Annotated in this window: 9 protein-coding genes and 1 pseudogene; 3 read left to right on the top strand and 7 right to left on the bottom strand. The window is 57.2% G+C overall.

Features of this window, described 5'->3' with window-relative positions:
• The 5 genes from JFT80_RS21010 to JFT80_RS20990 form a co-directional block, all read right to left on the bottom strand.
• Nucleotides 1–1141 (bottom strand): DUF2357 domain-containing protein (locus tag JFT80_RS21010; RefSeq protein ID WP_201149176.1); only part of this gene is annotated, 1141 nt, incomplete at its 3' end.
• A 3-nt stretch (nucleotides 1142–1144) separates the two neighbouring features.
• Complete coding sequence (locus JFT80_RS21005) at nucleotides 1145–2890, bottom strand: McrB family protein (RefSeq protein WP_201149175.1); 1746 nt, start codon at nucleotides 2888–2890, stop codon at nucleotides 1145–1147.
• An 89-nt stretch (nucleotides 2891–2979) separates the two neighbouring features.
• Nucleotides 2980–3408 carry a hypothetical protein gene (locus JFT80_RS21000; RefSeq protein WP_201149174.1) on the bottom strand — a complete coding sequence of 143 codons (429 nt, stop codon included), beginning with the start codon at nucleotides 3406–3408 and terminating at the stop codon, nucleotides 2980–2982.
• 154 nt (nucleotides 3409–3562) lie between these two features.
• Complete coding sequence (locus JFT80_RS20995; RefSeq protein ID WP_201149173.1) at nucleotides 3563–4393, bottom strand: HNH endonuclease; 831 nt, start codon at nucleotides 4391–4393, stop codon at nucleotides 3563–3565.
• A gap of 74 nt (nucleotides 4394–4467) precedes the next feature.
• Nucleotides 4468–4743: a hypothetical protein gene (locus JFT80_RS20990; RefSeq protein WP_017528827.1), complete on the bottom strand. Its 276-nt coding sequence runs from the start codon at nucleotides 4741–4743 to the stop codon at nucleotides 4468–4470.
• 102 nt (nucleotides 4744–4845) lie between these two features.
• Between JFT80_RS20990 and JFT80_RS20985 the strand changes: the two are divergent.
• The 3 genes and pseudogenes from JFT80_RS20985 to JFT80_RS20975 all read left to right on the top strand — a co-directional run bounded on the left by JFT80_RS20985 (nucleotide 4846) and on the right by JFT80_RS20975 (nucleotide 6730).
• Nucleotides 4846–5720, top strand: a pseudogene (locus tag JFT80_RS20985) (WYL domain-containing protein).
• Nucleotides 5721–5865: 145 nt separating this feature from the next.
• Nucleotides 5866–6540, top strand: coding sequence for a hypothetical protein (locus tag JFT80_RS20980; RefSeq protein WP_207187857.1), 675 nt, complete (start codon nucleotides 5866–5868; stop codon nucleotides 6538–6540).
• Nucleotides 6541–6565: 25 nt separating this feature from the next.
• Nucleotides 6566–6730, top strand: coding sequence for a hypothetical protein (locus JFT80_RS20975; protein WP_017528830.1), 165 nt, complete (start codon nucleotides 6566–6568; stop codon nucleotides 6728–6730).
• Here the strand turns inward: JFT80_RS20975 and recD are convergent.
• Nucleotides 6718–8811: an exodeoxyribonuclease V subunit alpha gene (recD, locus tag JFT80_RS20970; RefSeq protein WP_201149171.1), complete on the bottom strand. Its 2094-nt coding sequence runs from the start codon at nucleotides 8809–8811 to the stop codon at nucleotides 6718–6720. The genes JFT80_RS20975 and recD overlap by 13 nt on opposite strands.
• A partial coding sequence (gene recB / locus JFT80_RS20965) for an exodeoxyribonuclease V subunit beta (protein WP_201149170.1) occupies nucleotides 8808–12321 on the bottom strand: 3514 nt, incomplete at its 5' end. The genes recB and recD, both read right to left, overlap by 4 nt.

The raw sequence follows: 12321 nt of genomic DNA, 5'->3' as shown, positions 1-12321 counted from the left end.
CACAACGTACGACGTCCACGCGTGAACCGGGCCAACAATCACGCCAATGCAGGTCGGGATAGATCGACTTCATCATGGCCACCACCTGGAGGTAGCACCCAACGCTCGTATATCTCCCACGTAGGGCTGATCCATAAGCGCTCTCCTCGCTACTGCCGTCAATACCAGGACGCAGCACATACCATCCATGGCGATAAGCCCGAGCGTAAGCTGGATGAGCGGAAATAGCATTGAGCCCGGCAGCGGTAATACGAGGCTGACGCAGGGAGCAAAACGGCTCACTGCGTTGGATCCTACGAAGGCCACTGTGCAAGCCTTCGAGGAACTCAATCCGCCGTCCAAGCCGAGGAACCAACGCGGAGCGAGCCCCCGTGTCGCCCTCGTCTTCAATGATCTCTTGCAACGCGGCAATGACGTGACGGCTACGTCGTAGGATTTCGCCAAGCACAACAGCCAAAGCCTGATTGGCTGGATTATCCAGGTCTTCGAACACTGTGGGCACATCAAAGTGCAATACCTCACCAGTGGCATTGGCCTGTTCGAGGTTATAGAGCAACGCCGTCGCCGCAGGATCTTGCAAGGCACTACGCAGGGTCTGGCGATCGATACGACGCAATTGGTGTGCTGGCCGTAATGTGCGCTCTCGGTGCAACCGTGTCAGCGGCTTGCGCAAGACTTCGGTAAACGCTGACAACAACGCCGGTCCATAACGTTTCAGTCGAGCATATTGCAGGTGCGGGCTGCTGGTCAGACCTTCACGACCCACCTCCAACTGGGCGTATTCGTTGCCCATTAGTAAACGTGGATCAAAGGCAAGGAGTTCGTCGAGCATCGCGGCAAACGAAGTCTCGCCGAGCTTGTTTTGATCCGGAGCCACATCAAAGTGGTAGGTCGCTAAAACTTTGCCGCCAGTACCAACCAACTCAGCAATGACTTTTCCCGCATAAAAACCCGGCTCCCATCGCCACGCGTCAAACGCCTCATGGCGCAAGCTTTCCAACGGTTCATCATCAACGAACAAGCGGGACTCGGGGAGAGTCTCGAAATAATAAGTGCCGCGCTCCATGAACCCCGAAATCAACGCCTCGGGGCTGACCGTAAACGTGCTTCCCTGTTTGTCAACGCATCGGATATTCGCCATGTTTCACCGCCAGAACCGGGCAGAACCCAATGAGCGCAAATCATCCTGCAAGTCGCCGACTTTGGCTGCCGAATCCGCCAGCTTCATATCCCGCAACAGGGTACGGCTGTCTGCGAAGGCGGCCTGAATTCGAGGTGTGTCTTCACCGCGAAGTTTTGGCAGGACTTTGGCGTAGATGGCTTGATCCAGTGCTGCATCGAAATCAATCACACCGCCGCGTTCGGCCTGCTCGATGTAGCCGATGACATCGTGGATGGTGCGCCAGCCGAAATGCAGGCGTGCCGGGCGCAAGGCCTTGGCCAGTCCCTTGAGCGTGTCACGGACTTTGGTAATTTGCGCCTCAGACAAAGCACTGGTTTTCCACCCGGGGAACGCTTCAACATCGATGTCCCAAAACTCAATCACTGCCGCCCGGTCGAGCACCTTGTCGCTCAGGCCATGGGTCGTTTCATCCATATTCACGGTACCAATGATCACCAGGTTACTTGGATACGTGATGGTCGCCGGCACCCCGCTGATGTCATTGTCCTGAGCATGGAGCTCAATGTGACCACCTGTCTCCATCGCCGAAAGCAGTGGTGCCAAATATTGCTCCGGGTGCGACAGGTTCATTTCGTCGAGCACAACCGTGTATGGACGCTCGGGGTCGGCACTGGCCTTAAGCAGGAAATCGACAAATGCCGTACGAACATAGCTCTCGCTATTCAATGGATTGACGTAACCCAGAAGGCAAGAGGGATCATGCCAACCTGGCTGGACGGGGACTGTAAGCAGGCCCTCTGACGGGTGAGTTTGCCCCTCATGCAACGCAAGCGCATACCCCCGAGCCAGTACCGTCTTACCAGCACCGCTGAGCCCTGTGAGTACGGCGAAGTGACGGCGCGGATGGCTCCAGAGTCCCGCGTCAAGGCGAGCAACAAGACCGATCGGAAAGGCGATATCTTCGGGGAAACTACGCTGGATGGTTTCCAGCGAGGGTCGCTCAAACGGCACAGCCTCCTCACTGTATGGCACCACGCTGGTTGAAACGGCCCCAGCCTCTGGAGTAAGTGATTGGGGTTCCCAGTAGATTTGCGCTGCCCAGGTTTCACCGAGTTCGGTCAGGTGCAGCAGTTTGTCTGCACGGGTTTCGACCAATTGCAGGGCACGCAGCCAAAAGGTCAGACTGGTCAATGCTCGATCGCTGGTCCACCCGGGGTTGACCTTTCTCAACGCGTCATTCAACGCACTGACGGACATTGGGCCGCTTCGCAATGCGTAGAGCATGTGATCAAACCCGAGAACGCGGGTCAGCAACCAGTCCGATACTTCATCAGGTTCGCCAGAATCTAGCAGTCCCTCACCTCGCGGTGTCAGATGGATTTCGTCGCCTTGAGCCCGCAGAACACCCCATTCGGCAATGAGTGAATTGAGTTGTGTTCGGATACTCGAAGTCGCGTGACTTGGGTTGATCGAGCGCATGTGCTCCACCAAATCTTCTCGCTTGCATCCCTCTTTGGCGAACTCAATGATCGCCCTGATGGTCGCGATACCACCGCCAATGGCGAGCATGCCGCGACGTCGGCGCTCAGCAGGTAAAGGATTCAAGCGCTCCTGACCTGTAGCGGGGTCTGCGATTTCCGTGGCCTCGGTTTCCTGCTCCCTTACGAATTTCATGTAGAGCAGCCAAGGCAGAGTCATGCGCTCCAGCGTCGGTATTGATAGTCCTTTTTCTCGCTCACCCAAAACATCGTCCAGGCGCTCAAGCACACTCCGATGCAGAGAAAGCTCACGCTCGGTGCCTCCTACACCTATCAACGAAGCCAAAGTACGCAACTTCGGGTAGTGAGCGAGTGTGGTCAGTTCGGTTGGGCACAACGCTGCAAAAAGACGATACTTTTAAGCCTCGGATTGCGTCGCACAAGGGGAGGAGCAACTAGTTGGTTCAACTCGCGCCAGCCTTCCTTGAGCACCTGATCTTGAAGGTGAATATCACCAGTTTTGAGCGATGCCCGAATACTCCAAAGGCATTCGGCGACTCCAGGATCGGCGATCACCTCAGACACATTGACCGTGCCCATGCCCGTTTTTGTAATGACCTCACTTTCCCACAGCAGCTCTTGAAACGCTGTACTACAAAACTCCTCCTGATCAGCGTCTTGTACTTTACGAAGGAACTCCGACAGCTTTTTCAGCCAGCTCTGATACCAAGGCAGCTCACGATTGTGAGCCAATACCGCCTCACAGGCTGCCTTCAGATTTGCGTTATCCTTCAGATCTACCGCCACCAGTCATGCCCCTTATTGTCTTGTTAGGCGACCGCGCCCAATACCGTCTCTGATAAATATTTGCATGCGGAGTTACACCACCTCCTAGGAGAGTCCAGGCAGTGACACTGGCTCCTGGCCCATCACCTTTCAGGCAAACGATTAACACGAGCCACTAGCCACTGAATACGTGCTCGCGATGCCAGGCCAAGTAGTTCAAATGACGGTCATGAAGGCTACGCAACCGGCATTGCGGGGTAATACCAAGTGCCCGTTGCAGTTCAGCGGTCAAGGTTTGCGCAATAATAATATCGCCCTCGTCGGTGAAGCTGATCAGCCCCTGGTCAAAGGCTTGATCCAGGTTGGGCGTCAGAAGCAGTCCGTTAAAGGGATCGAGGCGCTCCAGATGCGTCGCGTCACGCCAGGGCTTAATGTGAGAAGCACGCAACATGGAAGCAAGCGCTATACCGCTAACGGCGCAACCTTGCCAATGCTTGAGCAGAGCTTGGCGATAAACGCTTTGTCCTACCCGCGCTCGAATAATGGCTTCGCGCTCGGTACTCTCAATTTGCTGCCCAAATGATGATTGCTCGAATATCTCAATCAGGCTGAATTCATCTTCCAATCCTTGATCGATGGCCGTCGATTCGCCAGTAAGCACTGCGAACAGGCTGCGCAAGTCGTCACTATCCGCACAATTGACCGCTATACCGGTATTGCTCGTTGAGTCCAGCGCGCGCGGAAATACTTCGAGGCTGGTGCTTTTATAGTTCTCATTGGGAGCGCCCTGCGTCAATGCCTTGATTTGCTCCCAATGCACTGACTTGCGGTATGCCGGGTGCAAAACCAAAGGTTGGAGTCCCACGGCGCCGATAGCTTTATGCTTGACGAATAGCGGGTACTCAAGCGCAGGATGCTCATAGCCTCTAGCGTAGGCCTTTTCTTTGTACTTCAAGCTGCAACCATGGCCTTCCAGTAGCCTGCAAATTTCCAGCGAATCGAGCATGCGTTCCTCCTGATGTTTACAACGTATCGGCGCCAATCACGAGGACCTTGAATAAAGGCCCTCGTACCTCACACCTAAGGCAGCAAAGCCTGCAGAATCTCCACCTTGCGCTGCAGCTGCTCCACATGAGCCTTCTCCGCCCGAAGCGCCGATTTCAACTCACGATTCTCTTCGGCGTGCCAGCTCAGCCGCTGCTGGCGCTCCTTCGTGGTCGCATGCCAATGCTCGAGCAATCTCCAGGCTTTGTTAGTCTGCAGATACTGCACCAAAAGCATCAGCAGGATCATCAACAGCATCAGCATCGCTACCGACGCCGTCCAATCCCAACCATCCATAAACATGTCCCTCATGTCGTCAACTCCAAAATTGCCAGAGTCACGATATGTAGTGTTAAACGACACGTCTAGAATGTAGACTTATACAGGTAAAGTATTCACTCACATGGAGGCGACATGAAACGCAAGCAAACCATCGCGCAGGTCCGTTGGGACCTCGCCCTTCGCTATCGTCTGATTGAAACCGTCGCATGGTGGGAAGGCCGGCTGACCACGGTGCACTTGACGCAGAGTTTCGGCATTAGCCGTCAGCAGGCATCCAAGGACATCAACACCTACATCACCGAGCATGCGCCTAAAAACCTTACATATGATCGACAGATCAAGGGGTACGTGCCGAGTAAACAGTTCAAGCCACTGTTCATCGACGACAGCGCCAGCGCATACCTGCACCTGCTTTACCAGAACAATGCTCGAGCGCCACACGTCGAGGGGCTGGCGTTGGCCTACGCCCATACCAAAGTACTGGAGGTGCCTGATCGCTCGATCAAGGCCGAGATACTGCGCCCACTGCTCAAGGCTTGCCGGGAGCATCTACGCCTGGACATCGACTACGTTTCGCTCAACAGTCCCGAACCTGAAGGGCGAACCATTGCACCGCATACGCTGGTTTACACAGGCATGCGCTGGCATGTGCGCGCCTACTGCGAAAAAACCGCGAGTACCGGGACTTTGTACTGAGCCGACTGCGTGGGGTTCCTGAACTGATGGACGGCGAGACCGAGAATGGCCTCTCGGACGACGACCAGTGGAATAGCGAAGTCAACGTCATCATCAAACCCGATGAGCGTCTGACGGTGATGCAAAAAGCGATAATCCAGGAGGATTTCGGGATGGTCGATGGGCGACTGCAGATTCCCTGTCGCCAGGCGTTGGTCAAGTATGTATTGCAGCGCTATCAGATTGATCCAAAGAACATGGACCCGAAACCAGAGGCGCAACAGATCGTGGTGGAGAACCTAAAGGAGTTGAAACCCTGGCTGTATGACTGATACCGGTCCCTTTCGACTGCCCTGTTCGCGACAACCTTGCCGCTGGCACTCAACTCCAAAAAATACCGAGCCCTGACGCAGTGCGACATGATCTGTCGCACGAGTGAGTCAAGCTCTGTATCAGACCCCACGAGAGAACGCGATATTGAATAATCTGGAAGCCCTGAAGCTGGTGGAAACCACGTTCACCGAGATACTGAACGCCGACAAAGTGTCCGACCTGAAAAAGATACTGACGTCCGATCCCCTGCTGGAAAAATGGCAGATGGACCGCAACAAGTACCCAGAATTGCAGTTGAAATTGACGGACCACGACATCAGTTCCCTCATGACTAAGGTTGGCAACGATCTTCGCTTGCATGCGGACCTCAGCGCCAAACTGGAAACTCCTCTGGAAAAGCTGCTCTACGCCCTGGTTTGGAAAAACGGCGACCTGCAAAAGGTGGCGCACATCATCAAAGGTGCAGCCGATGTCAGACCAACATCGCTGACTAACGGCCCAGGCCAGGTATTCAGACAGTTCGGTCGGCACCTGGCTGATCGCTCGGAATCCATTGTCGATCAGCACGTGCTTCGTGCCTTCGAACTCTATGAGCAGATCAACGACCCAGACTTTTCCAAGATCAAGACCATTCGCAAGAAGATCAACTGGGACAAGGATGTCGCCTGCATCGAACGCTACAAACGCTGGCTCTGCGAGCACTTCAAAGAGCGTCAGGATGCCGAACCTGGATTCGTGGTGAACATCGACATGGTGCTCTTCGCGCTCGGTCGAGCGGTAAAGATCACCAGCAAGCGCGGCAACGGTGAAGCAGCGTAATCCCATCGCCATCGAGGACAGCGCCATGAAAACCTACAAAGCCTTCATGCAACGTGTGGTTGCCACCGCCGGCCCCCAAGCCAACTTCACCATCACGGTTCAAGCGGTGACCTCTGCCATGGCAAAGGTCACCGCTGAAGCCCAGTACCCAGGCTACAAATGCCTGAACGCACCCACTCAGGTGCGTTGAAGTTTTGCCAGCTCATCTTGCAGTTGCAGCGCCAGCCCACTGGTTCGCTGCACATTGCGACTCACCGCCCCTTCAAATACGCCCGGACTGGCTTCGACCAGGCTGAACCATTGCTTGGCACGGGTGATGGCGGTGTACAACAGCTCCTTGGTCAGCACAGGGTTCAGCGCATCGGGCAATACCAGAGCCGTATGGTTGAACTCCGACCCCTGGGACTTGTGCACCGTCATGGCGAAAACGGTCTCAACCTCCACCAGCCGACTCGGCATCACGAAACGTACGCCGCCGCTGCCATCGTTTCGCGGGAAGGCCACACGTAGAACCCGTTCTGCAGAAGGACCCGGTACCCAGAGAGCAATGCCGATGTCACCATTCATCAAGCTCAGGCTGTAATCATTGCGGGTGACCAGTACCGGTCGCCCTTCGTACCAACCCTGGTCCCCCGACAACAACTCACAGCGGCCCAGTTCGGCGGCCACTCGTTGATTCAGTCCCTCGACACCCCAAGGCCCGCGACGCAGCGCACAGAGCAGACGGAACTCATCAAAGGCGCCCAATACTTTGCCAGCCCAACCGGCCCAGAGGGCACTGTCCCAGGGAGTGTCTTTCGCAGGACGCTGGTCTCGTAGCTGCTCAAGGTAATGGCGATAACCAGGAGCATCGCCTTTGCCGTTGATAATCAACTCGGTGAGTGCGGCATCATGCTCGCCTCGCAGCTTGAGGTTGAACAGCTGAGGCAATTGCTGATCAAGCAGGCTTCGTGCTTCGGCGGCATTTTTCTCATTGACCAGTTTGGCCAGACGCCCAATGCCCTGCTGGGCGTCGAAGCGTCGGGAGTAGCGCAGCATGACGGTTTGCTGGGCCAGCGGATCGCCAGCACCGACTGCCGTCTGCAACCCCGGAGCGCTGACCGACTCGCCACTGTGGGCTTCCAGCCAGGCCACTGTTTGCTCGCTATAGCCGCCGGCTTCAGCGTTGCGACAAAGGTCGCCCAACACGGAGCCTGCATCCACCGATGCCAGCTGATCCTTGTCACCCAACAGGATCAAGCGCGCCTGCCGAGGCAAGGCATCGAGCAGGCAAGCCATCATTTCCAGGTCAATCATCGACGCTTCATCGACCACCAATACATCCAGCTCCAGTGGCTTATCCCGGTGGTGAATGAAGTTGCGCGAATCCGGTCGACTGCCCAACAGACGGTGCAATGTGGAAACATCCGTCGGGATCGCCTCCTGCACCGGGGTGCTGACCGGCAGCTCACGGACGGCCTTGCCAATGGACTCGGACAAGCGTGCTGCTGCCTTGCCGGTGGGGGCGGCGAGACGAATTCGCAGCGGCTTTCTTTCCTCCACGGCCGGTGTTTGCAACAGCCCCAGCAAGCGCACGACCGAGGTGGTCTTGCCGGTGCCGGGGCCGCCGGTGATGACGCTGAAGTTACCTCGTGCCGCCAGCGTACAGGCAATTTTTTGCCAGTCGCTACGGCGTTCACCGTTAACTTCGAAGGTGTCAGGGAACAAGGCATCGAGCCGACTGTAAAGTTTTTCCGGTGTTACCGCGTCCACACTCAAACGGGCGCTCAGCGCCTGGGCAATGCTGCGCTCATAGTTCCAGTAACGACGCAGGTACAGAAGCTGTCCGGTCAACACCAGCGGCCGCTCCGGGAATCGCTGCGGCTCGTCCCGATCCTCCACCATCGTGCTCAAGCACAACGCCCGGCGCCATTGCGCGACATCCAGGCCCAGCAACCAGTGCGACGGTAATTGGCCGCCCTCCTCCCCTTCAGGCGGTAACGACAACACAAAGTCAGGCGTTCGCAGGGTAGCGACCAGATCCAGGCAGGAATGCCCGCGACCCAGTTGATGACTGGTCATCGCGGCAGCCAGCAACACACTGGCCTGGGCCTGGGGATCCTGTTCAAGTATGAAAGTGGCGAATGAGCGATCCAGTGCGCGCAACCAGCCTCGGCTCACCCAATTGTCGAGTTGATGCAGCAGCTCGCTGCTGTCGGCATCGCCAACGAACAACGGCGGGTGATCAACGTTGCGCTGGCTGTTGCTCAGCTGCTTAAGGGTCTGGCTCATGCGCTGACCTCCGCGTGTTGGCCCATGAAGAGTTGGTCCAGTTGTTCAATCAACTGCCGTGGCGGTCGTTCGAAATGCACACCTTGGGTGGGTGCCTGGTGTCCACGGACGAACAGGTACACCGCCCCGCCCATGTGCTGTTCGTAGTCATACCCGGCAAGGCGCAGCTTAAGCTGGCGATGCAAGGCCAGCAGGTACAGACACAGCTGCAGGTCATAACGCTTGTCCAGCATGGTCTCGGCCATCGCCTCGGCGTCGTAGGCCTGATCGTTGCTGCCCAGCCAGTTGGATTTGTAGTCCGCCACGTAGTAGCGACCCTGATGTTCAAACGTCAGGTCGATGAAGCCTTTGAACATGCCGTTCAACTCGTTGGCAGCCAGTACTGGGCGCGGTGCACCACCCAACGTGTATTGACGCACCAGTGCATCGAGGCGCTGAACGTTCACCGATCGGCTGGAAAACCAGAACTCCATCTCGACCTGATAGGTGCTCAGAGTCGAGAGCTTGCATTGGGTACCGTTGAACCGCAGCGGTGCATTCAGATAGCTGCCTAGCCAGGCGGAAAGTGGCTCGATCCAGGTTTCCCAATCGCGCAGGTTGCAGCGTCGGGCAACGGTGTTATGCAGGGTGATCGGATCTCCAGCGGCCTTGGCGAAACCTTCGCGGCCGGCCCATTCGAACAGTCCGTGGAGAAAGGTGCCCGGTCCTGCGCCACGAGGGAACCCGTGAATCCCGGCCCCTGCAGGCAAGGCTTCAGTTTCGTCCTCTTCTTGCAAGTTGGCTTCCAGCGCGGTCGCCGGCTCAAGGTTGACACCCGGCTGCGCCCCCATCAGGACATTACCGTCGGCAATGGCCAAGGCCGAGTAACTGGCGATCCACCAGTTCGCCGCGAGTTTGTGCAGGGGGCGCAATGCCGGTCCCACCGGCGGTGGCGTTGGCGCCGTATGCACAGCATCGGACGGCACCGGGGCTGCGCACACTGCAATGTCTGTGCAGCCGCTGGCCAACGCTGCAACCACGTCAGGCAATTGAACCGCTGCGATCGGCTTCTCACCCGCTAGCATGTAGCCCAGACCTGCCTTGTGCAGGTCCGTCGATGCACCGCCAGCCTTGAAGCCCTGGGGCGCCACACAGATCCAGGTGGCATAACGGGCTCGGGTCAGGGCAACGTAGAGCAGGCGCATCTCTTCGCCCATGCGCTCATTGTTGGCAAGCGCCTGTGCCGGTTTGGCCAGATCGCCCTTGATCAGCTCGATCACCAGACCCTTGTCGTCGTGGAACATGGGCGGTGTTGTGCTTCGGCCATCGATCGCCCTGGCGCTACAGGCAAACGGCAGCAGCACCAATGGGTATTCCAGGCCCTTGGACTTGTGCACGGTGATGACCTTGATCAGGTCCGAATCGCTTTCCAGGCGCAGAATTTCTTCTTCGCTCTGGCCATCGACCTGCTCGGCCAGGTGGCGGATCAACGCATGCTCGCCATCGAGTTCGGCTGCGCTGCGTTGCAACCATTCGGCCAGATGCAATAGGTTGGTCAAGCGCCGCTCACCCTGATCTTCCAGAAGTAAACGGGCCGGCACCTTGAACGTGGCAAGCAGCTTTCGCAGCATCGGCAGCACGCCTTGTTGTTGCCACAACACCCGAAAATCGCGGAACAGCAAAACCTGTTGTTCCCAGAACAACTCATCCTGATTCAATTGCTCCAGGATCTGCCATGTCAGCCCGACGCTGCGGGTCGCCATGGCCGCACGCACCAGCCGGTCGCTGGTAGGTTGAGCGCACGCTCGCAGGATATACAACAGGTCTCTGGCCTCTTCGCTTTCGAAGACCGAGTCCCTGTCGGAGAGATAGACACTGGCCAGCTGTCGATGCGCTAGGGCCTTGCGGATGGCTTCGGCTTCCTTGCGATTACGTACCAGAATGGCGATATCGGCGGGCCGCAAGGCGACGAATACACCATTCTCTTTCAGCAAACCCGAACGCTCGGTTGCCGCGGGATCAAGCCAGGCCTGAATCGCCGATGCCGAGACTTCAGCGGCTTTGCGCAAGTAGGTGGCGTTATTGACCACGCCCTCGGTTTCCAACTGCCAGAAGGTCAAGGCCGGTTGATCCGTCCCTTTGATCTGCAACACATCGTCACGCCCATTGGCCTGGACGCTGTTGAATGGGACCGGGTTGCCCTGGTCTTCTGTGGCAAACCGAAATGCGCCGCGAGGCTGGGCTTCAGCGAACCGGAAGCAGTGGTTGGCCGCGTCGACCATCGCCTTGGTGGAGCGATAGTTGGTCCCCAGCGTGTAATGACGGCCAGCCGTCGCCTCGCGCGCCTGGAGGTAAGTGTAGATGTCCGCGCCACGGAAGGAATAGATCGCCTGTTTCGGGTCGCCGATCATGAACAGGCCGCAGTCATCCAGGTTGTCCGGGATGCGGTAAATGGTTTCGAAGATCCGGTATTGAACCGGGTCGGTGTCCTGGAATTCATCGATCAGGGCGACCGGGTACTGCTTGCGAATGGTCTCGGCCAGACGAGCGCCGGACGGGCCCTGCAAGGCTTGGTCAAGACGATTGAGCAGGTCATCGAAGCCGATTTCGGCACGACGGCGCTTTTCTTCATCAAAGCGCTCACGCACTTCATGCAAGGCGTGCAGCAGCAACTGAGCCCGAATATCGACTTTCGCATCACGCTGTTCGACCCATAGATCGATCGCCTTGAACGCCTGATGCTCAGGTGCCACGGCCTTTCCATTCAGTGTTATGCCTGTCTGACCGAAGGCGTGCACGTTGTGCGGTGCCGGTTGCCCCCTGGACCACTGCGCCAGTTTGTTCAGGAGACCGTTGAAGACGTCATCCTGTTTGATTTTTCTGTAGGTATTGCCACTCATGTGAGGACGAATGCTGCGCAACACCTCCTCAAGTTCGTTCTGATGCTCAAGCCAAAGCTTGCGAGCGTTACGTTCCAGTTCGCCGACTGTTCCGTACCATTCACCCGGTTCTTGAAGTAGCGCCTGCAACGAGCCAGGGGTTTCAAGGGGCTGGGATTTGTATTGATAGGTCGCATCCCGTCGCGTCAGCAACGAACCGAGTGCATCCCCCAGATCCTGTGGGCTTTTGAAACAATCACTGATGGCTCGGGCCTGCTCCACCGGTAACTCATAGAAACGCCGACGCCAATAATCCCTGACCACCTCGGCCAGCAATTCGCTCTGATCGGTTTCCAGTGTCTGGGTGAACAGGCTGCCACTGTCGAAGGCATGCTCACGCAACATCCGATAGCACCAGCCATGGATGGTCGAGACCGCCGCTTCATCCATCCACTCACCCGCCAGTTGCAGCTGGCGCGCGCAATCGGGCCATTCCTGCGGCGGGTACTCGGCACGCAGTTGCTGCAGCAGCTTGTCGTGTTCGCGCTCAGGTTCCAGAAAGCACTGTGCCGCTTCGGTCAAACGCGCACGAATACGGTCGCGCAGTTCTTGAGTCGCGGCATCAGTGAAGGTTACGACCAGAATCTGCGGT

Source organism: Pseudomonas sp. TH10, assembly GCF_016651255.1.
Taxonomy (GTDB): Bacteria; Pseudomonadota; Gammaproteobacteria; order Pseudomonadales; family Pseudomonadaceae; genus Aquipseudomonas.
This window is presented reverse-complemented; position numbering and strand designations above follow the sequence as displayed.